This window comes from Vibrio mediterranei, from assembly GCF_013364395.1.
GTDB lineage: Bacteria > Pseudomonadota > Gammaproteobacteria > Enterobacterales > Vibrionaceae > Vibrio > Vibrio mediterranei.
The window spans coordinates 77,699-100,368 of the sequence record NZ_JABXGK010000007.1 but is presented as its reverse complement, the minus strand read 5'-3'; the positions used below and the strand labels follow the sequence as shown (position 1 = coordinate 100,368).

Here is a 22,670-nt window from a genome sequence, read left to right as displayed (position 1 = left end):
AGTAGAACAATGAGAGCAACACGCTTAACGAGCAACTCGTGAGATAAGTCACCAAAAACAACAATGCCCCTTCATTCGAAGGGGCATTGTTCGCTCGGTTTGGCGTAAAGAAACTATTGTTGGGCTGCTAAGTTGTTGCAACGTTGAATTGGATTAGTGTAGACCGCCTACATACTTAGATAGGGTGTCGATATCATCATCATTCAGCTTCTTAGCGATATCACGCATCATAGCGTTCATATCGTTAGCACGGTCACCACTGCGGAATTTCTCTAACTGAGCTTTAACATATTCAGCGTGTTGACCAGAAATTTTAGGAAAACCAGAAAGTTCTGTACCGTTACCACGAGGGCCGTGACAAGCAATACAAGCCGTAATACCACGTTCTGCATCACCAGCCATGTAAAGTACTTTACCTTGGTCAACGACATTCTCAGGGGTACTGTTTGGTGCTAGAGGCATTGAAGAGTAATACGCAGCAAGATCCGCCATATCTTGCTCAGATAGCGGCATTGCCATACCACTCATCACAGGATCGTAACGACCTTGTTTACCACTACTCGTCATACCGAGTTTCAGATCTTTTAGTTGTTTTTCAATATATTTGGCGTGTTGACCAGCAATGCTAGGGTACATGGTTAACTGACTGTTACCATCAGCTCCGTGACACGCAACACAGGTTTGGGATTTTGCTTTACCAGCTTCAATATCGCCTTGGGCCCATACTGAGCAGCTGACTACAAGACTCAAGATTAGCGCTAATTTTTTCATGACATTCCATTATAATTATCAAGCTTCCAGTACCACTACACGCCTCGCGAAACCCAACAGAATGGTGCCAAAAGGACAAAGTGAGGTAACACGGGCAATTAATACCGTTCATGGTACAATGTGTGGCCATATGCCGAGCACGGTTATTTTACACAATTTCACAAAAAAGTAATCAATCGACTACACAAAGTCGAGATGGAGTTAACAGTGAGCGTAAAAATTCATTATCAAAACACGCATTTCATAACAAGTGCACCTGATATTCGTCACTTGCCAGAAGATGAAGGAATCGAAATCGCGTTTGCAGGACGCTCCAATGCAGGTAAATCGAGTTCACTAAACCGTCTAACGAACCAAAGAGCTCTGGCTAAAACCAGTAAAACTCCAGGCCGTACTCAACTTATTAACTTATTTAAGGTTGATGAAGGTTGTCATATCGTTGACTTACCAGGATACGGCTTTGCTCAAGTACCCCTAGAAATGAAAAAGAAATGGCAAAAGTCACTGGGTGAGTACTTACAGAAGCGCAAATGTTTAAAAGGTCTTGTGGTCCTAATGGACATCAGACACCCAATGAAAGATCTCGACCAACAGCTAATTCAATGGGCAGTAGAATCTCATATTCCAGTACAAGTGCTACTGACTAAAGCAGACAAACTAAAGAGCGGTGCTCGTAAAGCGCAAGTGCTTAAAATTCGTGAAGCTGCACTGGCCTTTGGTGGCGATGTTCAAGTAGATGCGTTCTCTTCTTTGAAAGGAATTGGTGTCGACCAACTGCGCAGCAAACTTGATACTTGGTTTGCTCCAGCATTTGAAATGTTAGAAGACGATATCAACGACGATATCGAAGAGTAAGCCTCCAGAAACAAAACGCCCCGCCATCCTGGCAGGGCAATGGGAGAGAGAAGATTTAGTTATTGTTTGCAAAAAGAATCTATCAAGTCCGTTGATAATTCAATTGCCTACCACGCAAAATGTGAGCTAGTCTTCTCTACCACCCCAAATCCCTCTCGTAACAAAACTCATCCTAATCTTTATTTTTCATATAGTTACACCTGAATTACAAACCTCTAAAGATGGCTTAGTTCTATGTGTAAATTATCAATACTGTGAAGGTCGTTAAATTACAAATTGGATGGTAAATGGGCGTCAAAACAGAAGAAAAATGACAAGGCGTTTAAGTGATGATGCGGTAGGGAAATTTTCTTTGCCACAAGAAAAAACGCCCCAGTCAAATACTGACTGGGGCGGCTGAATCAGCCTAATCCAATAACGTGAAACAAAAGGTCTGAAAGATAGAACATCTTACCTCTGTACCCTACGCGTTCTAATGTACAACAACTGATCAGAAAATGAAACCATTTTTGTAGTTTTTTTTCATGAAAGTTTTGTTAATAGACATAACTGTTTTAGATATAAAAACTTTTTTAATGACAAAAAAAAGCCAACGACTGTGCGCTGGCTCATGTTAATTTGCTCAAATTGCTCAAAAATTGTCTAGTGAGCCTGATCCCAGTTGTCACCGTGACCAGCTTCCGCAACCAATGGAACATCAAGCTCTGCTGCTGATTCCATCAATTTTTGTATTTTACTTTCAATTTCGCTCAAAGATGACGATTCCACTTCAAATACCAGTTCATCGTGTACTTGCATAAGAAGCTTAACCTTACCCTCACCTTCCGCTTGCACCCACTCATCAACGAGTAACATCGCTTTCTTGATGATATCTGCAGCAGTACCTTGCATAGGCGCGTTGATCGCCGCTCGCTCCGCTGCTTTACGACGCATACCATTACGCGATTTGATTTCTGGTAGATGTAGACGACGACCAAAGATGGTTTCCACGTAACCTTTTTCAGCAGCCAATGAGCGCGTGTCTTCCATGTACTGCATCACACCTGGATAACGCTCAAAATAGGTATCCATATATTGTTGTGCTTCACCACGAGGAATACCCAACTGCTTAGATAAGCCAAATGCACTCATGCCATAGATAAGACCAAAGTTAATCGCTTTTGCACGGCGACGTTGTTCACTGGTCACCTGATCAATATCGACACCAATGATCTCTGCCGCGGTTGCCGCGTGAATATCTTTGCCATTTTTGAACGCATCCAATAACGCTTTGTCACCAGACAGATGAGCCATGATTCGTAGTTCAATTTGAGAATAGTCGACTGCAAGAATCTTCCATCCATGCGGTGCAATAAACGCTTGTCGAATACGGCGTCCTTCTTCATTACGAATTGGAATATTCTGCAAGTTTGGATCAGTCGACGACAAACGGCCAGTCGCCGTTACGGCTTGGTGGTATGACGTATGAACACGGCCAGTCTCTGGATTGATCATCTTAGGAAGCTTGTCAGTATAAGTCGACTTCAGTTTAGCCAACCCACGATATTCCAAAATCAGCTTTGGTAATGGATAGTCTAGCGCTAGCTCTTGTAGCACTTCTTCATTAGTAGAAGGCGCACCGGATGGTGTTTTCTTGATTACAGGTAAGCCCATCTTCTCAAAGAAAATGGTTTGAAGCTGTTTTGGCGAGCTTAAGTTGAACTCTTGTCCGGCAATTTCAAACGCCTTTTGCTCCAGCTCATCCAGTCTTGCTGCAATTTCCTGAGACTGCGCGCCTAACAACATATCGTCAATCAGTACCCCCGTACGTTCAATACGAGACAGAACTGGCACCAGCGGTACTTCAATATCTTGGTAGATACGATTCAGCGCTTCATTCTTCTCAAGCTCTGCATTCAAACGCTGATGGAGTCGGAAGGTCACGTCAGCATCTTCAGCAGCATAAGGCGATGCTTGCTCAAGATCGATCTGGTTAAAAGTGAGCTGCGCTTTACCTTTACCTGCAATTTGTTCGAAAGAGATACAGCTATGTTGCAAGAAACGCAGAGCAAGGCTATCCATATCATGCTTGCCCCCAACACTGTTGTAGACATAAGACGCTAGCATAGTGTCAAATTTGATGCCTTTAAGCTCAATATCGTAACGAGCTAATACGCTGGCATCGTATTTTAGGTTTTGCCCAACCTTAGCAATAGCATCATCTTCTAATAGCGGCTTCAACTGCTCTAAAACCCACTGACGATCAAGCTGTTCAGGCGCGCCAATATAGTCGTGAGCTACAGGGACATATGCCGCCACCCCTTCTTCAATCGCAAATGACAGACCAACAAGATTCGCCACCATATAATCTAGGCTGTCGGTTTCAGTATCAAAAGCGATAACAGGAGCAGATTTCAGTTTCTCTAACCAGCTGTTAAAACTCTCTTCAGTCAGGATGGTTTCATAGGCACTACGATCAATGGTGACTTGTGACGTGTCCATCTCAGATTGTTCGTCACTTTGAGATGCACTGGTGGTTTTTCTTGCTGCGCTCTCCACTGCTTCAACTTCACCAGTACCACCTTCAAGTAGCTCATTTAACCATGACTTAAAGGTAAGCTGACCGTACAATTTTGTCAGTTCATCCACGTTCGGTTGCTGCTTTAGAAGAGACTCTGGTGTGCAGTCTAACTCGACATCAAGCTTAATCGTCGCTAACTCATAAGACAAAACTGCATTATCTTTATGCTCTGTAAGTTTCTTAGCCATGGTTTTAGAACCACGGAAACCAAGCGGTGCGATATCATCTAAGCGTTCATAAAGATCTTTGATCCCACCAATGCCTTGAAGCAATGCCGTCGCGGTTTTATCGCCAACGCCAGGGACACCTGGAATGTTATCCACTTTATCGCCCATTAGAGCGAGATAATCGATGATAAGCTCTGGAGGAATACCAAACTTCTCTACCACACCTTCTCGATCCATCACTACGTTGGTCATGGTATTGATCAGCGTAACATTATCATCCACAAGCTGAGCCATATCTTTATCACCCGTGCTAATAAGCACAGGCATACCTGCTTGCGATGCTTGATGTGCCAGCGTACCGATAACGTCATCCGCTTCCACGCCTGGTACACAGATCAATGGCAGACCCATTGCTTTAATCACATTATGCAGAGGCTCAATCTGACATCTCAAATCATCAGGCATTGGAGGACGGTTTGCCTTGTATTCCGGATACATATCATCACGGAAAGTTTTACCTTTCGCATCAAACACCACCGCAATTCGCTCAGAAGCAAATTGACGCATCATGCTTCTCAGCATGTTCACTACACCGTAAACCGCATTGGTTGGTATTTCACCATTGCTCATCGTTTCTGGGTAGGCGTGGAAAGCTCGGTAAAGATAGGAAGATCCATCAATGAGAATCAGTGGGTTGTCTGGTATATGAGCCATGTCTAATTATCCAAGATTGCAGGTTATAAGCTATAAGAATGCCACGTCTCATTGCACTATGCCACGACCTTTCACTGGCTATATACACAGCTTAAGAATAATATTGGCGATTATGACATCATCTTCTGTGGATAAGTCTGTTTATATAGTTGTTTTAAATCGAAGTGGATAACTGAAAAAGAACAAAAACTTTAAATTAATCCTTTGTTTTATATGTAAATAAATTCAGATCTACATGTATAACTATGATCCTTTCAGGATCACGCCATGTGGAAAACCTTCTTTTACAGAAAGCAATCGTTGCAGAATTATGTTCTATTTATAACCGCTCAAATAATACTCAGTCACCAGACAGAAAAAAAGCGACATCATGGATGTCGCCTAGCAAAAATAGGAGGAGGTTATCTCATTATCTGAGTACATCTAACCGACCAAAAAGCTATAAATACACTGGAAGCAATGTGAGCAATGTCGTGTCAAAAAGAACCAAGCTTGATTGAAATCTGTTCACTAGTGCGACTGAAGTAATCAGAACCTTTTTCCTTAGGACGAGTTAATAGTAATCATTCTCATTTAAATCGTCAACAACTAATTGAGAATTTTTCTCATTAAATTTTTATTACCATCACCCATCTTCCATTTATTTATATTTTACAGATACTTAATGAACTTAATTCTGGTTTCAATCACTAACTGCTTCGGCTCACAATCATAGATAAAGTATCCGTTTTTTATCAGCAGCCTTAACATGGATGGAAACTGATTACGCGATTTAACCGTAATGTGTTGGTAACCTTGTTGCTTCGCCCAGCGTTCTTGGTACTCCATCAGAACTTGAGCAACACCCTGTTTTCTTGCCACAGGAGAGACTCCGCCGAACCAGCTATAAAAATTAGCCTCATCAATCTGATAGCCAATTTTAAAGCCCAGCAAGACTCCCGCTTTTTCTGCCACTAATATCAGGTGCTTGTGACCATTCAAGCGTGCTTGCAGGCTTTCGATGGTTTCTTTGTGAGCAAATTCCTCGATAAGTTCAACGATACTCACCACCTCTTCAAGCGTTCCTTCACGAACCAACATATCATTCACTCCTAACTGTTATTGGCAAAACCAAAAAAGCCGGTTTATACAACCGGCTTTTCACACTCAAGAATGTCGCTAATCTAAGCTAACTATTTCAAGAAGGTCTTTGCTTGACCATTTTCTTCAGCTAACCACTCCGCGACATCTTTAGCAAAGTAAGTAAGAATACCATCTGCGCCAGCACGCTTGAAGCAAAGCAAAGACTCTAAGACTGTCTCACGCTCTTTCAACCAGCCATTTTGAATCGCAGCTTTGTGCATCGCATATTCACCGGACACTTGATAAGCAAAAGTCGGCACTTGTAGCTCACTTCGTACACGACGCACCACATCCAAATAAGGCATACCTGGCTTCACCATTACCATATCTGCGCCTTCATTGATGTCCATTGCTACTTCATGCAAGGCTTCATCACTGTTAGCTGGATCCATTTGGTAGTTTTTCTTATTCCCGCCCTTCAAGTTCGAAGCGGAACCAACGGCATCTCGGAATGGACCGTAGTAATTTGACGCGTATTTTGCAGAGTAAGCCATGATCTGCGTGTGAATATAGCCAGCTTCTTCAAGCGCTTCACGAATTCGACCAATACGCCCATCCATCATGTCTGATGGGGCAACCACGTCCGCACCAGCTTCTGCGTGAGATAACGCCTGTTTGACTAGTACTTCTGTCGTCTCATCATTTTGCACATAGCCGTCTTCATCGATGATGCCATCTTGACCATGCGTGGTAAACGGGTCGAGCGCCACATCGGTAATCACACCCATTTGGGGTACATTCTGTTTTAGTAGGCGCACTGCACGTTGCACCAAACCCTCTGGGTTGTGAGCCTCAGCTGCACAAAGACTTTTCGCGTCTTGGGTGACGACTGGGAAAAGAGCAATGGCAGGAACGCCAAGCTGAGCCAAATATTCCGCTTCTTCCAGCATCAAGTCTATAGATAGACGCTCAATACCCGGCATAGAATCTACCGTCTCTCTGCGGTTTTTCCCCATAAGAATAAACATTGGATAGATCAAATCATCCACCGACACTTTATTCTCCGCCATCAAACGTCGGCTGAAATCATGCTTGCGCATACGGCGCATACGTCGTGCTGGGAATTGACCTTGAATCGATACAGACACCTTTCTCTCCTTGTCTGGACAAATGCGAAAACCAAGCATATCACTCTTGTTTCATCATGCTAGTAGTAAAATTGGAAAATGCTAAATCAGAAACGATATACTCAACCTATTATTTGATCAGTGAAACTACAATGACGCGACTATGATAGATACACACGCTCACATCTACGCTACAGAATTTGATAACGATCGCGACGAGGTCGTACAACGAGCTCGCGCTGCAGGCATCGAACATATCCTGTTACCCAACATTGATTTAGAGTCTATTGAGCCCATGCTGGCCACCGAAGCCGCCTACCCAGAGGTGTGTCGCTCAATGATGGGACTTCACCCTTGCTACGTGGATGGCGACGTCGAGCAGACCTTAAAAACCATTTACTCTTGGTTTGATAAGCACAACTTTATCGCCGTTGGTGAAATAGGCATAGATCTGTATTGGGACAAGACCTATAAAGCGGAACAAGAACGCGCTTTTATTACCCAGCTAAACTGGGCAAAAGAGCTCGACTTGCCAGTTGTTGTTCATACCCGAGATTCAATTGAAGAAACCCTAGCTCTGCTAAAAGGTGAGCAAGATGGCAACCTTTCTGGCGTATTCCATTGTTTTGGCGGTAACTTGGATGAAGCCAAAGCCATTAATGACCTAGGCTTTCATCTTGGTCTTGGTGGCGTATCAACATTCAAAAACTCCGGCATGGACAAAGTGATACCAGAATTAGACTTAGGCTGGGTGATTCTTGAGACAGATTGTCCTTACCTAGCGCCTGTCCCACATCGTGGTAAACGAAATGAACCGGCTTACACTGAGTTAATCTTAAAGCGTATCGCAGACGTTCGAACTATGAGTGAGCAGCAGATCTTGGACATCACTACACAAAATGCTAAATCACTATTTAAATTATAAATTGTTGTTTATTCATATCAAACCGTGACATTTCCTCACCTTTGAGATGGCACAATTGCACATCAAGAACATAAAGTTCGTGACTGTACAATATATCAACGATTCAACAATAAAAAATAGCGGCCAAAGTAGCCGCTATTTTTTATTGTTTTTGGATGCTTATGCGTCTTCTGCTTCAGACTCTTCCTCATCATCTTTGCGAGTATAAAATCTTGCAAAGAACAACCCGACTTCAAACAGCAAACACATAGGTATGGCGAGCAAGGTTTGAGAAATCATATCTGGTGGCGTCAGCATCATACCGACAACAAACGCACCAACAATAATGTATGGTCGCTTCTGCTTGAGGCTGTCTACCGACGTCGCACCTGTCCAGCACAATAAGATAATCGCGACAGGCACTTCAAAGGCAATACCAAACGCCAAGAAGAGTGCAAGTACAAAGTCGAGATAGCTCGAAATGTCCGTCGCAAATTCTACCCCTCCTAAGGAAATGGCAGTAAAGAAGCCAAACACTAGTGGGAATACAACAAAATACGCAAATGCCACACCACAGTAAAACAGCAGCGAGCTTGAGAACATCAATGGCATCACCAGCCGTCTTTCATGCTTATACAAACCAGGGGCAACAAACGCCCATACTTGATAAAGGATGAAAGGAACCGCAATAAAGATGGACGCAATGAGCGTCAATTTCAGTGGCGTAAAAAATGGCGAAGCAACGTCAGTTGCTATCATCGTTGCACCTTCAGGTAGTCGCTCTACCAAAGGCTTAGAAACGAAATCGTATATATCGCCGGAGAAATAAACCAAAGCCAGAAAAACCACTAACACAGCCGTAATCGCGCGTAGTAGTCGATTTCTTAGCTCAAGCAGGTGACTGATCAAAGGCTGTGTCTGTTCGACGCTAGACATGAAAACCTCGAATAAAATAAAAGTGCTAAGAGAAGGTTTATCTCATTGGCACTTTCGGAATGAAAACGATAAGGGCTGAAGCTCAGCCCTTATTAAGATCTTTTTCTGGAGACTCATTCTCAACAGGCTTTGCCACTTCAGCAGCTGGTGCTTCTGCACTGGCTTCCGATGTCGACGCTTTTGGTTTGTCACTCGCATAAGGACGAGTCACCTCTTGCGCGGCCTGTTTCAGTTCCTCCACCGAACTTTTCAGTTCAGGAGAGAGGTCTTCCATGCCCATTTTCTCAGCTTTTTTCAGGTTCTCTTGAAGCTCTTGCACCTTGAGTTCGTGTGAAAGCTCATCTTTGACATTATTTGCCATAGCCTTCGCAGAGCTGATAAAACGAGAAACACTTCGGATTGCAGTTGGTAGACGTTCTGGTCCTAGAACGACTAGACCAACTACTGAAATGAGTACCAGTTCCCAAAAACCGATATCAAACACGAATTATGCCTGCTCTTTATCTTTCTTCGCTTCTGTCGATGCGTCTGCTGTTTGCTTTTGCTCGATGTTCTTTGGCTCAAAATCAGCGTCTTTCGTGTCTGATTTCGCCGTTGTGTTGTCATCTTCACTCATGGCTTTCTTAAAGCCTTTTACCGCACCACCAAGATCGCCACCGATACCGCGTAATTTCTTAGTACCAAATAGCAAAACAACGATCACGGCAATAATAAGAAGTTGCCAAATACTAATACCACCCATTCTTTCTACCTCGGGTCTTGATTAACAAATAAAAAATTAATACGAGTTTATCGCTTAACGTCTGTAAGTACGCCAACTTAACAGCCAAAATGTGATACCAACAGCGCCTGACAATGCAGATAACTGCTGATATGGCCCTCCCAGTAATATGGCAGAGCATACGATTAAAGTTGCACCAACGCCAAACAAAAATTTACCTGTACCTTGTTGCCGTTTTGTTTCACGGTATCCTTGATACAGCATGTCCATGCGTTGATTCATAGCCTTACCTTGTTTAAGGCTATCGTACAGCAACTCTGGTAGTTCCGGTAACTTTTCTGCCCAAAACGGAGCGCGTTCTTTAATTCCGTTTATAACAGCTTGCGGCCCTACTTGGTTCGCCATCCATTTTTCTAAAAATGGTTTCGCCGTCTCCCATAAGTCTAGCTGTGGATAGAGCTGTCTGCCTAACCCCTCGACATAGAGCAAGGTCTTTTGCAGCAAGACAAGCTGGGGCTGTACTTCCATATTGAACCGGCGCGCGGTATTAAATAGATTCAGTAACACATGGCCGAAAGAGATTTCACACAAAGGTTTGGCAAAAATTGGCTCACACACCATGCGAATAGCAAACTCAAATTCATCGACGTTAGTATCGGTTGGCACCCAACCAGAGTCGACATGCAGCTCAGCCACCTTACGATAGTCACGGTTAAAGAAAGCAAGGAAGTTTTCCGCCAGATAACGTTTATCTTCGCTATTTAACGTGCCAACAATGCCGCAATCTAAGCCAATCCAAAGCGGATTCTCTGGGTGCTCATAGCTAACAAACACATTGCCTGGATGCATATCGGCATGGAAAAAGCTGTCACGAAACACCTGAGTAAAGAATACGCTCACACCACGTTCCGCTAACAGCTTCATATTGGTGCCATTCGCTTCAAGTGTCGGAATATCAGACACTTGAATACCGTAGATTCGCTCAGAAACCATTAAGCTTTCGCTACTAAAGTCCGGCATAACCTCAGGAACATAAAGCTCTTCACTGCCTTCGAAGTTGCGACGCAATTGAATTGCATTGGCCGCTTCACGTCTTAAATCAAGCTCATCCAATAAGGTCTTTTCGTATTCGCGCACCACTTCAACAGGTTTTAACCTGCGAGCGTCAGGTAGAGCTTTCGACACTATCCTAGCCATGCGATACATCAGCTTAAGATCTGCATCAATGACAGGGCGAATATCTGGACGAATCACCTTCAAGACAACTTCTTGCCCAGAGTCTTTCAGCTTAGCAGTGTGAACCTGAGCAATTGAGGCCGATGCCAAAGGCTCAATATCAAAATCATCAAACCATTGTTCAATAGGGCCACCGAGAGCCAGTTCCATTTGCGACTTGGCTAAGTGTCCATCAAATGGCGACACTTGGTCTTGAAGTAGCGCAAGTTGATCAGCAATATGCGGAGGGAATAGATCCCGACGCGTTGACATCATTTGACCAAACTTAATCCATACTGGACCCAACTCTTGCAGTGCCAACCTAAGCCTTTCACCAAGCGGCTTGTCTGGATGTTTATTCTTCATCCAGAACAAAGATTTGCGCGCTAGCAACGGTGCTTTGGTGAGCTGATGCGTGGGCATCAACTCATCTAAGCCGTACTCAAGCTGAACCTTTATGATTCGATAAAGACGTTTGATTTCACTTGGAGTCATGCGCGCTCCGCCGATGCATCATTAGAATCATCGCTTGATGTCGCTTCAATTAAACGCTCCAAACGCACACTCAGTCTATCTGCTTGGCTACGCACTTCATCAACGTCGTCACAAAATGCTGCTACCGCTAACGGTGGCGGAGCAATTTTCCACTCTTCCGTTAATACTTGACCAAAGTGGTCTTGGTGCTTTGCAGCTTGTGATGCGAAGAAGGAAAAGAGCCCTTTTGCTCCTTGAACCGCAGTATGTGCCACCACATCACCAGTTACACGGGATAACCACTCTTCTAGATCTGGTTTGCAATCGGTTAGCAGAGCAGAGAACTTCTGAGCCAGCTGAATGTCACCTTCCAATTGCAACTTATCCTGTTTGATAAGCTTGGTGATATTCGCCTGCTCTTTTAGTTCAGGAAGTACCGAAAGGTTTAAAGATAAATAACAGTCCGGCTCACCCTCGTAATTGGAAAGAACATCCAACTGATGACTAAACACAAAAGTGAGTGACTTATTAAACTCACGCAAATGAACTTGAATAATCTGACCTTTAAGACGTGCAACGCGCTTAACCAACGCATCGTCATCTTTGATTAAGGTATTGAGCGTGGTTTCCACCACCGCGGTGACTAATGGGTCAAAGGGCATAGCTCAGTCCTTAGAATTTGTATCCACGGTGCAGCGCAACAATACCACCCGTTAGGTTGAAGTATTTGGTCTGCTCAAAGCCAGCGTCTTTCATCATGCCTTCCAGAGTCTCTTGATCTGGATGCATTCGAATAGATTCAGCAAGATAACGATAACTTTCTGCATCGTTCGCTACCAATTCACCCATTTTCGGCAACAGATGGAAAGAATACGCATCGTAAACTTTAGATAGAGGCTCAAGGATAGGTTTTGAAAACTCAAGTACCAGTAAGCGACCACCCGGCTTCAATACGCGATACATAGAACGCAGCGCCTTGTCTTTATCGGTCACGTTACGTAGACAGAAACTGATAGTAATACAGTCAAAGTAATTATCTGGGAATGGCAGCTCTTCAGCATTAGCCTGAACGTAATGAACGTTACCGACAATACCAGTATCACGCAATTTGTCGCGCCCCACATTCAACATGGAGTTGTTGATGTCAGCGAGAATCACATGACCTTTGTCACCAACGATACGAGAAAACTTAGCCGTCAGGTCACCAGTACCACCACCAAGGTCGAGGATACGTTGACCCGGTCTCGCACCACTGCAATCAATAGTAAAGCGCTTCCATAAGCGGTGAACACCACCAGACATCAAATCGTTCATGATGTCGTATTTTGCTGCTACCGAGTGAAATACCTCAGCAACTTTTGTCACTTTTTCTTCTTTCGCGACTGTTGTGAAACCAAAGTGTGTGGTTTCGTCTTGTTGATTAAGCTGATTTGATTGCACGTTACTATCCGTCATTATTCTTCCTCTTAGGCGGCGCAACATCACCTACGCCGCAGACGGTCAGTTTACTTTATCCATGTCTGGTTGTCTTTCCACCAACGCATCATTTTGTGCAATTTCTGTCAGAGAAGGAGAAATGGAGCGTTTCACTTCCACACCGAGTTGCTTAAAACTCTCCGCTTGACGGATCGCATTGCCCCTTCCGGTAGCCAATTTGTTCATTGCACCTTGATAATTTTGGTTCGCTTTATCGAGTGCGCCGCCCAGTCCTTCCATATCATCAACAAACAAACGCAACTTGTCATAAAGCTTGCTCGCCTTGTCAGCAATCACCTGTGCATTCTGATTCTGGCGGTCGTTGCGCCAAAGGTTATCAATAGTACGCAGCGCCACCAGCAAGGTGGTTGGGCTAACCAAGATGATGTTGCTCTCCATCGCCTCTTTCACCAAACTCGGATCGGCTTGAATCGCCACTTGGAATGCAGGCTCTACCGGGATAAACATCAAGACATAATCGAGCGAACGGATACCTTTTAGTTGATGGTAATCTTTTTGCGACAATCCTCGAATATGATTACGTAGCGCAATCAGATGATCACTCAATGCACGATCGCGTTCGGCGTCTGTCTCAGCATTAAAGTAGCGCTCATAGGCCACCAGCACCATTTTCGAGTCGATAACCACTTGCTTCTCTTGGGGAAGATGAACAATCACATCTGGCTGATATCGTTTACCCGCTTCATTTTGCAGGCTGACTTGGGTTTGATACTCGTGACCTTCACGCAGTCCTGATTCAGCCAGCACGCGCGCCAGAACAACCTCACCCCAGTTACCTTGCTGTTTATTATCACCTTTTAGCGCTTGGGTGAGGTTCATCGCCTCTTTGGTCATCTGATCGTTAAGACGTTGTAGGTTCTTTAGTTCATAAACCAAGGTATGGCGTTCTTTGGCTTCCTGACTGAAACTATCATTAACTTGCTTTTTAAACCCTTCCAACTGCTCTTTGAGTGGCGACAGGATGCCCTCTAAACTTTGTCGGTTTTGTGCGTCAACCTTAGCCGTTTTGGCTTCAAACACTTGGTTGGCTAGACGTTCAAACTGCTCTTTTAAGCGCAATTCAGATTGCTGTAGAAGCTCAAGCTTTTCTTGGTCAGACCGCTGTTGTTGCTGATAAGTCGCTAACTGCTCACGCAGCTCGGCTTCAGACTGAGCCCGCTGCTGCTTCACATATTCAAGGTCAGTCGCATACTGCTGACGTTCTTGCTTCACCGCTTCAAAGTAACGCAACTTTTCCATTGCAGCCATGACTTTGCCGTGCGCTTGCTTAAGCTCAAACGCCGATTTATCTCGTTCGTCATCCAGTTCGTCAAGCTCTTGCTTTGCGTCTTGAAGGTCGTGGCGTAAGCGTTCAATTTCTTGCTCTAAAGCGGTCTTTTCTAACTGCGCTTTTTGCTCAAACATCTGCTCCATCTGACGTGACTTAAAGTGCAGAATTGCAGCGGCGGAAAATCCGAGACAAGTTGAAATAGAAGTGATTGAAAGTAGGAGGGTTTGGTTATCAATTATCCATTGCATTGTATACGTGCCATCAGCCTAGGTTCTATAGCTAATGGTAATTTATACTGGATAAATGTCCAGATATTTACAAGGCACGCCGCTTGATACGTGAGTTGATGATATCTTCGATAAGCTTCTGTTCACGCTTTGCTTTTTCGTAGTTTTGTTTTTTACTCCAACGATCCAGCACTTGCTCTAGTCCATGTACTCTGGCCGCTTTTTGTTGCAGCTGTTTCTGAACCGACTGACACTGTGCTTCCATCACCGCTTGCTCATGCTTTTGATGATTCAGCATTTTTTGCAGCATTTGGTCAACAAGGTTAAGGTTCATCAACCCCATGCTATTGGTTTGATTTGAGCCACTGTGATTTAATATTTTCAGTTCAGACAATGCCAGTAGCTGCTTAGCCAAATGCTCATTTTGGTGGCGCATAGATTCCAAACGCGCACCAATCTGATCACGTCGTAATTCCTCTACTTGGGTTATTTTACCGACTGCACGAATTTTACTATCCATAGTTTTTGGTTAGCGTTTGGCTTCCTACTTAATTAGGGTTTTGAAATAGCTGCGCCAGCTCCGTTAACGATGTCTGAAAATCCACCGCATCATTGGCCGCTTGCAATAGATAGTTTTTGAGTTGAGGGTGCATCGCCACCGATTGGTCGAGTTCAGGGTCTTGGCCTGGCTGATAACCGCCTAAAGGAAGCAGCTCTTTCACTTGCAAATAGTTGGAATAAAGCTGACGAAATTGATTGGCTAGCGTACTGTGCGCTTCAGGAGTACATCCTGACATACAACGGCTGATCGACGCATTAATATCAATCGCGGGATAGTGTCCTTGCTCCGCCAATGAGCGAGAGAGTACCACATGCCCATCTAGAATTGCGCGGGCAGAATCCACCACAGGATCTTGTTGGTCATCCCCTTCTGCTAAAACCGTGTAAATGGCAGTCAAACTGCCATCGGGATGCTCACTGTTACCGGCACGCTCCAACAGCTGAGGCAAGACACTGAAAACCGAAGGTGGATATCCTCTTGATGCCGGAGGTTCACCTAATGCTAACGCAATTTCACGCTGCGCCATGGCATAGCGAGTTAAAGAATCCATCAGCAACAACACATCGTTGCCTTTATCCCGAAAATACTCGGCAACTCGATGACAAAGTAATGTGGCTCGTAAGCGCATTAATGGTGACTCATCCGCAGGAGCCGCAATAATAATGGCTTTCTTACGCGCTTCTGGCGTCAAATTACGTTCGATAAACTCACGCACCTCACGGCCACGCTCACCAATCAAGCCAACAACAATGACATCAGCTTCGGTGTTTTGAGTAATCATCCCCATCAACACACTTTTACCCACACCGCTACCTGCCATTAAACCAATGCGCTGACCCTTGCCGACAGTGAGTAAACCGTTGATCGCACGAACACCAACATCCAGTGGCGTATCAACGGGACGACGTTTTAATGGGTTTATTGGTTTCGGCTCTAAAGAGACACGATCGCCCCCTTTTAGCACCGCGCCATCATCCAATGCTTCACCAAGTCCATTCACCACACGCCCTAACCAATGGCTGCCCAAATTAACCGAGCTATCACCATCAAGCGGTATGACTTTGGCACCGGCAAATAATCCCCCCAACTGACGAACGGGCATGAGGTAGGCAATATTATGGTCAAAGCCCACCACTTGCGCTTCAATCATATCGCCTTCATCTGTCTCAACCAGACAACGTTGCTCAAGCTTAAATCGACACCCAACCGCTTGCAGCATTAAACCGTTTACCTTTACTAATCGACCTGTGACTCGCGCAACAGGTACTAGGTTAAGCGACGCAATCGCATCGTTTAGGCGGTCATGAAGTAGAGGGGAGGAAGCACTAGTCATCGTTACTCGCTAAATCAATAGGTGTCACTTCATCCAATAAGTGCTCTTTTACTGCATCCATACACGACTCCAATCGAGAGTCGCAACTGGCATCAGCTTCAGCATCTTCTGTCACCAAATGACAGCCACCAACGGGCAGTTCTGGTTTGGCAACTAACTTCCAACCGTCAGCTAACTCAGGGTTAATCTGGGTAATACGCTCTAGGTCTTGTGGGTTTAGGTGTACGGTGACCTTTTCAGTTTTACCCGGCATGGCCTCCAGTGTCTCATCGACTAATGCCAGAATTTGCTGGGGCATCAGCGTCAACTCAGCACGAATGACTTGCTGCGCCACTTTTTGCACCAACTCACAGATGATATGGCGTTGTTGCTGTTCTTTTTCTTCCTGCCAGCGAGACAGTGACACATAGATATCATTAACAGGTTTAACGGCATCAAGGAACGCTTGCTTGCCCGACTGTTCACCCGAGACAAAACCTTTTTGAAAGCCCTCTTTTTGACCTTCCAATAAACCCTGTTGCTTGCCTTGCTCAATTCCTTGGTTTAAGCCTTCTCGATGACCACGCTCTAGCCCTTGTTGAAAGCCTTCTTCAAGGCGTTCCTGCACGTCGATTTGTGTCGGTGCGTCATCCCAACTGAGTTCAGCGGTAAACTCATCCACTGCTGAAGGTTGTGCCAATGGCGGGAAGCGGTGTTGTCTATAACCACTAGGTGGCAAGGTAAAAATCGCTTTTTCCTTCATGGCTTACTCCACTGTCTGCTCTTGGTATAGCGACAACTCGATCTCGCCCGCTTCCGATAGCTCTTTGATGATCTGCATAATGTCATTGCGAGCACGCTCAACCGCACTAACAGGCACCGCGCCGCGCAATTGCATATCGTCTTCCAGTGCTTTTACCATACGCTGTGGCATCGAACGTTTGATCGCTTGCTGCAAGGTAATTTCCGCCCCTTTTAACGCCACCGCCCAAAGCTCAATTGGTACTTGCTGAACTAACGTATCCATGGTGTCTTCACGCTGCCTACCTAGCACCATAAAGTCGAACATGTTCTCTTCAATTTCACTGACGACGTCTTCATCATGCAGTTTGAGCATTTCCATCAACATTGCTCGGTCACCCGAGAAACGGTTGATAATGTCGGCTACTTGTTTAACGCCAGACATAGGTGCACTTTGACTTACTGAGACCTGCTCAATACAGCGTTCTATTAATTCGTTAAGATCCGCTGCCACTTGATGGTCAATATCTTGTAAGCGAGCAATGCGATACAGCAACTCATCGTGATAATCCGCAGGAAGGTAACTCAGTACCGCCGATGAGGTCTCTGGAGGTAAATACGCTAAGAATATAGCCTGCATCTGTGGGTGCTCTTTCGCTACAAATCTCGACAAGATCTCCGCATCAACCCATTGCAGTCGCTGCATGTTATTGCGAATTTCATCACCATACAGGTTGTTAAGTAATCCCTTAGCTAAATCATTACCTAGAGCTTTACGCAATGTGTTCGACAGGTATTCTTTTGAGGCGCCACGAATACCACTGTGCTGTCTAAAGTCTTCGAAGAAGTGTTGAATCACCCCTTTGGCATTATCACTTTTGATGCCACTTAGGCGTGCCATCGCTCGGGTGACACGCTGTGTTTCATCGCGAGAGAAATGACGTAGCACCTGAGCAGCGGCGTCCTCCCCCATACCTAAAAGCACAAGAGCGGTTTTCTCAACATGACTAAGCGTTGCTGGCGTTGACTGTGCTGTTTTCATTCACATTTACCCATTGTTTAAGTACTTCCGCTACGCGCTCAGGCTCTTCATTGGCAATAAGCTGTAGATGTTTAAGTTGAATTTCCAACGGCGACCCTGGAGGGGGCAGCATGTCACTGCTAGCATCAAGACCTGAAGAGGTGGATTCTATGCCTTTCTCAGACAATCGACGATTCAGCATCTCTTCACGTTCGCGCTCTTCACGAGTCTGAATATTCTCTTGGTATTCCTCTTCTTGAGGCTCAGCGAATTCAAGTTCGTTGCCACGCTTGTCCGCTCCCGTTAGGTGCATAATCAATGGACGAAGTACAAAGAAGATCATCGCCATTCCGAGCATACCGCCAATGACATAACGCAGAGGCTGTTGCACTGTCGGGTCTTGCCACCACGGCATAGCCGGTGGCGCTTCGATTTCAATTGGGGTGAAGTTAAAGCTCATTAGACTCAAGCTGTCTCCACGATCGGCGGAGATACCTACAGCATCGGTGATCATCGTTGATATTTGTGCGCGTTCGGCTGGTGTCCATGCTGTACCATTTGGCGCAGCACTTTCATTAAGGAGTACAGAGACACTTAGCTTAGAGATTTGACCTTGCTGATATTGAGTACGGCGCACGCTGCTGCCTACCGCGTATTGACGATTTAGCTCACTGCGTGCATTGGTATTTTGACTATCATTGGTTGGCACTTCACCTGTCACTGGCGGTTGGTTACTCAGAGAGCCCGGAATACCAAGTGCAATTTTATCAATGGTATTGTTCTGAATGCTGTGCTCGTTGCGCACCACCGGATTGGTGTCGAGGATTTCTTGTGTTTCTTCCACTCGACTGAAGTCCATATCCGCCGCAACCTGAACACGATAGTTACTCGGACCTACAATCGGCGTAAGCATATCTGCCGCACGTTGAATGATCTGCTTTTCAACGTTCTTTTGATATTCCAGATATTTCGCATTGACCTTACCTGCTTCTGCCGAGCCAACATCGGCACTCAACAAACGGCCATATTGATCAATAACCGAAACAAACTCTGGTTTCATTCCCGTTACGCTACCCACTACCAAGTTGATGATAGCTTCGACTTGGTCAGGTTTCAGATCTTCGCCCGGCTTAAGCTCAATCATCACCGACGCCGACGGCTCTTCACCTTGTTGGCGAACAAACAATGTCTGTCTTGGAATGGCTAAGTGAACACGGGCATTAGAGATAGCATTAAGAGAAATGATGGTGCGTACTAGTTCACCTTCGAGTCCATGACGGTAACGGGCATTTTCCATGAACTGGCTCGTTCCCAAAGAGCTGTCTTCTTTGAGTGAGTCCAATCCGGTTGGCAGTTGAGCTTTAACACCCTTCGCCGCCAATAACATACGGATTTTCGCCACTTGACCTTCTGCGACTAACACTTGGCCATTTTGCTCTTGCAGTCGATAGGCAATACCTTCGGACTCTAATACCGAGACAATTTCACCTATATCAAAACGTTCTTGTTGACTGTATAGCGGACGATAACTTTGTGAAGAACTCCACAGCGCCACCACAATAATGGCTGCAACAATAGCAGCCAGTACTGCTGACAATACCAAGTTACGCTGCGAGCTTGACCACAGCTGCTTCACCTTGGCGTTGATATCGTTCATATTCGATGAGTTTGCTGTTTTGGGGGCAACATCGATTGGTCCCGCTGCCGCCACAGTTTGAGGTGCTAATTCTGACATGTTCTACACCGGCATCTTCATAATATCTTCAAAGGAAGCAACTACCTTGTTGCGAACTTGCATTAGAGCAGAAAACGATAAGCTCGCTTTCTGGCTAGCAATCATGGCTCCAACAAGATCATCACTCTCCCCAGTCTCTACTGCTGTGATTTTCTGTGATGCCGTAGATTGATGCTGGTTCACCATATCAAGCACATTTTTCATTGCACCAGAAAATGCCATCGGTTCATTAACCTTGTTCACATCGATTGGGTTATTGGACACCACAAAATCAGGCTGCACGTGCTGCTGCATTACCTGCATTTTTGTCAGCATTAATTGCTCTGCGGATAACGCGTTATTTATAGGTTGCATCGCCATCAAATTTCTCCTTTACGCAGCCGAGCCAATGGCTGACTGTAGATCGATTCCTTGCTCTCGCATCGCAGCTAATTTGTAGCGCAGTGCTCGCGTAGAAACCCCTAGAGCGTCCGCCGTTTTAGTTCGGTTTCCGCCAAATTGACGTAGTTTTTCTAAGATAAATTGGAATTCCGCCTGCTTTTTGACTTCCACGTGCCCCATTAGGTTTTCATTGGACACCACAGGATTAAAAGCAGGGATCTCAATCGGCAACATCAAGTCGTGAGCCGTAATATAGTCGCCGTGGCGCATGACGAGCGCACGTTGAATCACGTTCTCTAATTCACGAATATTGCCGGGCCAGTGGTATTGACTAAGCGCTTGCTGCGCATCCTCAGATAAGTAGCAATTGGCTTGCTCTTTGTATTTATTAATAAAGAATTGGCTAATAGGTAGGATGTCATCTTTGCGATCACGAAGTGGCGGCCAATGCAGCGGCAATACGTCTAAGCGGTAATACAAGTCTTCTCTAAACGTCCCTTTTTGAACCTCTTCGCGAAGATCTTTATTAGTGGCCGCAATCACTCGAATATCTAAAGCAATCGACTTATGGCTACCCACACGCTCTACTTCTCTCTCCTGAAGCACTCGCAATAACTTAGCTTGAACGGCTGGTGACATTTCGCCAATTTCGTCTAACAAAATTGTGCCACCGTTAGCTTCTTCAAACTTACCGGTTTGTGAACCCGTCGCGCCGGTAAATGCTCCTTTCACATGACCAAACAGTACCGCTTCTAACATGGACTCAGGAATAGCGGCACAGTTAACGGCTACAAAAGGCTGCTGTGCGCGAGGCGATTGATCATGGACGTAACGAGCGAGTACTTCTTTGCCGGTACCCGATTCCCCAGTAATCAACACACTAGCACTGGTGCACGCCGCACGGTGCGCCAATTGCAAGACTTGTTTGCTTCGCCAAGACTCCGCCACAATATTGGCCATTGGTTTCTCTAATGCCTCAACGCGACGAATCAAGTTAACCAGTTGCGCTGCTTCAAATGGACGCAGCAAGTAATCTGTCGCCCCCGCCTTCATCGCTTCTGCGGCTAATATACCTTGGTCTTGTTCGACGATGGCAATGGCTACACCAGGGTTAGCTTTTCGCTGATGACAGGCAATCCACTCACGAATACTCATATCGGGCAGATTGGAGCTGACTAAACTGATGGAGCTTGAAGCGGTTAACAACGCCGAACGACCAGTTCGAACATGATTTACGCTAAAGCCCTGCTCCGTTAATAGGTCGATAATAGGTTGAGCGTTTTGCTCACAAGGCTCAACGTAGAGAATATCCTTTTTCATTTACTGAACCTCCGTCTTCAGATCCGTTGAAGACGCTGTGTTGGTGGAAGGGTGACGAACCACTCGAACCGTAACTCGGCGGTTCTTAGCTTGACCAAACTCAGTCTCATTGCTGCTCACGGGGTAACGGGCGCCATGGGCTCGTACTTCGATCAGTTTGGCTGGCGTCCCTAACTCAGTGAGTACACTGGCGACGTCATCGGCTCGTACTCGTGACACCTGTAGGTTGCTCAATGACGAACCAACATTATCCGTGTGTCCATCCACTAGCACTTTTGATATGTGGCCATCTGCTTTGATATAGCTGGCTAATGATTGCAGTGTTTGACGCTGTTCACTGGTGACCACTCGTTGGCCAAAATCAAACTTCAACACCACGTCTCTCGCTTGGCTGTAGTTCATTTCAGGTAATTTGGAGCGGCACTGATTGAAGCTAAAGTATGCCGATTCAATTCGAGTGGAAGGTAAAACAAAGGCATCACCTACTTGATTAGCAGCTTGCATAGAGCTCACTCTGATCCAAGCCCCACGAGTGGTGGCTGCTAATAAAGCATCAATATCCACATCAAAGATGGCGTAGCCACGCGTTGTTTTCGCAGCATCATCAATCATGGTGTGTTGCACTGGGGTATGCCATGGTGCTGACATTTGAAATAGCTGGGCTTGTTTGATGTTATTGTTAGGTAAATGCAGAACTGCCGACAATTGGTTATTAGGTTCCGCATGGAAGTAAAACTTCCCCCTATTATTTGGCAAGGTCTGAACAAGCTGGCACTCAAATTCTCCCTCTACAAATTGCCAATTAACCAAATCCATCGGAATATTTACTTCCGCTGCGTGTGAGATCTTAATCCCAAAAAACATCCCCATTAATAACGCCAATGGATACATCTTATTAACAGCGAAAGTGTGAATTTGTATTTTACATTCTCTTGACCGAGAAAAATCTCGACATAATGAGAAATAATATTTTTTAACTAAGCCATAGATCATATTGCTGTCCATCTATATCTCTTTCACATAATACATAGAAGCCTACTTTCATATGAGAGAGACGTTTTATAAAACCCCTTGATAGGCGTTATAAAACATAAATTT

General features: G+C 45.2%; 22 protein-coding genes. 2 read left to right on the top strand and 20 right to left on the bottom strand.

Annotation, left to right across the window (positions count from 1 at the left end):
• Positions 1 to 153: 153 nt before the first annotated feature.
• Positions 154 to 771: a c-type cytochrome gene (locus HOP38_RS16980; RefSeq protein WP_031493056.1), complete on the bottom strand. Its 618-nt coding sequence runs from the start codon at positions 769 to 771 to the stop codon at positions 154 to 156.
• A 195-nt stretch (positions 772 to 966) separates the two neighbouring features.
• On the opposite strand from HOP38_RS16980, the gene yihA reads away from it, so the two are divergent.
• Positions 967 to 1,626 carry a ribosome biogenesis GTP-binding protein YihA/YsxC gene (yihA, locus tag HOP38_RS16975; RefSeq protein ID WP_031493055.1) on the top strand — a complete coding sequence of 220 codons (660 nt, stop codon included), beginning with the start codon at positions 967 to 969 and terminating at the stop codon, positions 1,624 to 1,626.
• Between the two features lie 401 nt (positions 1,627 to 2,027).
• On the opposite strand, the gene spfP is transcribed toward yihA, so the two are convergent.
• The 4 genes from spfP to hemB all read right to left on the bottom strand — a co-directional run bounded on the left by spfP (position 2,028) and on the right by hemB (position 7,277).
• Complete coding sequence (gene spfP, locus HOP38_RS26270) at positions 2,028 to 2,075, bottom strand: small protein SpfP (RefSeq protein ID WP_438356636.1); 48 nt, start codon at positions 2,073 to 2,075, stop codon at positions 2,028 to 2,030.
• 193 nt (positions 2,076 to 2,268) lie between these two features.
• Positions 2,269 to 5,067 carry a DNA polymerase I gene (gene polA / locus HOP38_RS16970; protein WP_124940502.1) on the bottom strand — a complete coding sequence of 933 codons (2,799 nt, stop codon included), beginning with the start codon at positions 5,065 to 5,067 and terminating at the stop codon, positions 2,269 to 2,271.
• A gap of 651 nt (positions 5,068 to 5,718) precedes the next feature.
• Positions 5,719 to 6,147, bottom strand: coding sequence for a GNAT family N-acetyltransferase (locus HOP38_RS16965; RefSeq protein WP_006072197.1), 429 nt, complete (start codon positions 6,145 to 6,147; stop codon positions 5,719 to 5,721).
• Positions 6,148 to 6,239: 92 nt separating this feature from the next.
• Positions 6,240 to 7,277: a porphobilinogen synthase gene (gene hemB / locus HOP38_RS16960; RefSeq protein ID WP_006072195.1), complete on the bottom strand. Its 1,038-nt coding sequence runs from the start codon at positions 7,275 to 7,277 to the stop codon at positions 6,240 to 6,242.
• Positions 7,278 to 7,419: 142 nt separating this feature from the next.
• On the opposite strand from hemB, the gene HOP38_RS16955 reads away from it, so the two are divergent.
• Complete coding sequence (locus HOP38_RS16955; RefSeq protein ID WP_124940500.1) at positions 7,420 to 8,181, top strand: TatD family hydrolase; 762 nt, start codon at positions 7,420 to 7,422, stop codon at positions 8,179 to 8,181.
• Between the two features lie 159 nt (positions 8,182 to 8,340).
• Here the strand turns inward: HOP38_RS16955 and tatC are convergent, their stop codons facing one another.
• The 15 genes from tatC to HOP38_RS16880 all read right to left on the bottom strand — a co-directional run bounded on the left by tatC (position 8,341) and on the right by HOP38_RS16880 (position 22,442).
• Complete coding sequence (gene tatC / locus HOP38_RS16950; RefSeq protein ID WP_006072191.1) at positions 8,341 to 9,096, bottom strand: twin-arginine translocase subunit TatC; 756 nt, start codon at positions 9,094 to 9,096, stop codon at positions 8,341 to 8,343.
• Positions 9,097 to 9,178: 82 nt separating this feature from the next.
• Positions 9,179 to 9,580 carry a Sec-independent protein translocase protein TatB gene (gene tatB, locus HOP38_RS16945; RefSeq protein WP_006072189.1) on the bottom strand — a complete coding sequence of 134 codons (402 nt, stop codon included), beginning with the start codon at positions 9,578 to 9,580 and terminating at the stop codon, positions 9,179 to 9,181.
• A 3-nt stretch (positions 9,581 to 9,583) separates the two neighbouring features.
• The gene (gene tatA, locus HOP38_RS16940; protein ID WP_006072188.1) at positions 9,584 to 9,838 is read right to left on the bottom strand and encodes a Sec-independent protein translocase subunit TatA; all 255 of its coding nucleotides are present in this window, start codon (positions 9,836 to 9,838) and stop codon (positions 9,584 to 9,586) included.
• 54 nt (positions 9,839 to 9,892) lie between these two features.
• Positions 9,893 to 11,527: a ubiquinone biosynthesis regulatory protein kinase UbiB gene (gene ubiB, locus HOP38_RS16935; protein ID WP_062462577.1), complete on the bottom strand. Its 1,635-nt coding sequence runs from the start codon at positions 11,525 to 11,527 to the stop codon at positions 9,893 to 9,895.
• Complete coding sequence (locus tag HOP38_RS16930; RefSeq protein ID WP_006072185.1) at positions 11,524 to 12,168, bottom strand: ubiquinone biosynthesis accessory factor UbiJ; 645 nt, start codon at positions 12,166 to 12,168, stop codon at positions 11,524 to 11,526. Before HOP38_RS16930 ends, ubiB begins: the two co-directional genes overlap by 4 nt.
• Before the next feature lie 10 nt (positions 12,169 to 12,178).
• Positions 12,179 to 12,961 (bottom strand): bifunctional demethylmenaquinone methyltransferase/2-methoxy-6-polyprenyl-1,4-benzoquinol methylase UbiE, encoded by a 783-nt coding sequence (gene ubiE, locus HOP38_RS16925; protein ID WP_006072183.1) that lies wholly within the window; start codon positions 12,959 to 12,961, stop codon positions 12,179 to 12,181.
• Between the two features lie 45 nt (positions 12,962 to 13,006).
• A complete protein-coding gene (gene rmuC / locus HOP38_RS16920) occupies positions 13,007 to 14,416 on the bottom strand; it encodes a DNA recombination protein RmuC (protein WP_423250097.1) in 1,410 nt (469 codons plus the stop codon).
• Between the two features lie 172 nt (positions 14,417 to 14,588).
• Positions 14,589 to 15,020: a flagellar export protein FliJ gene (gene fliJ, locus HOP38_RS16915; protein ID WP_198558544.1), complete on the bottom strand. Its 432-nt coding sequence runs from the start codon at positions 15,018 to 15,020 to the stop codon at positions 14,589 to 14,591.
• Between the two features lie 28 nt (positions 15,021 to 15,048).
• Positions 15,049 to 16,395, bottom strand: a complete 1,347-nt coding sequence (gene fliI / locus HOP38_RS16910; protein WP_171390131.1) for a flagellar protein export ATPase FliI — start codon at positions 16,393 to 16,395, stop codon at positions 15,049 to 15,051.
• Positions 16,388 to 17,137, bottom strand: a complete 750-nt coding sequence (gene fliH, locus HOP38_RS16905; RefSeq protein WP_006072177.1) for a flagellar assembly protein FliH — start codon at positions 17,135 to 17,137, stop codon at positions 16,388 to 16,390. The genes fliI and fliH overlap by 8 nt, the downstream gene beginning before the upstream one ends.
• 3 nt (positions 17,138 to 17,140) lie before the next feature.
• The gene (locus HOP38_RS16900; RefSeq protein WP_006072174.1) at positions 17,141 to 18,157 is read right to left on the bottom strand and encodes a flagellar motor switch protein FliG; all 1,017 of its coding nucleotides are present in this window, start codon (positions 18,155 to 18,157) and stop codon (positions 17,141 to 17,143) included.
• Positions 18,123 to 19,871 (bottom strand): flagellar basal-body MS-ring/collar protein FliF, encoded by a 1,749-nt coding sequence (gene fliF, locus HOP38_RS16895; protein WP_006072171.1) that lies wholly within the window; start codon positions 19,869 to 19,871, stop codon positions 18,123 to 18,125. The genes HOP38_RS16900 and fliF overlap by 35 nt, the downstream gene beginning before the upstream one ends.
• A gap of 3 nt (positions 19,872 to 19,874) precedes the next feature.
• On the bottom strand, positions 19,875 to 20,231 hold the full coding sequence (gene fliE / locus HOP38_RS16890) for a flagellar hook-basal body complex protein FliE (protein WP_006072170.1): 357 nt from the start codon (positions 20,229 to 20,231) through the stop codon (positions 19,875 to 19,877).
• Between the two features lie 12 nt (positions 20,232 to 20,243).
• Entirely contained in the window at positions 20,244 to 21,572 is a 1,329-nt protein-coding gene (locus HOP38_RS16885; protein ID WP_198558543.1) for a sigma-54-dependent transcriptional regulator, read from the bottom strand.
• The gene (locus HOP38_RS16880; protein WP_198558542.1) at positions 21,573 to 22,442 is read right to left on the bottom strand and encodes a MotY family protein; all 870 of its coding nucleotides are present in this window, start codon (positions 22,440 to 22,442) and stop codon (positions 21,573 to 21,575) included.
• Positions 22,443 to 22,670: the final 228 nt, after the last annotated feature.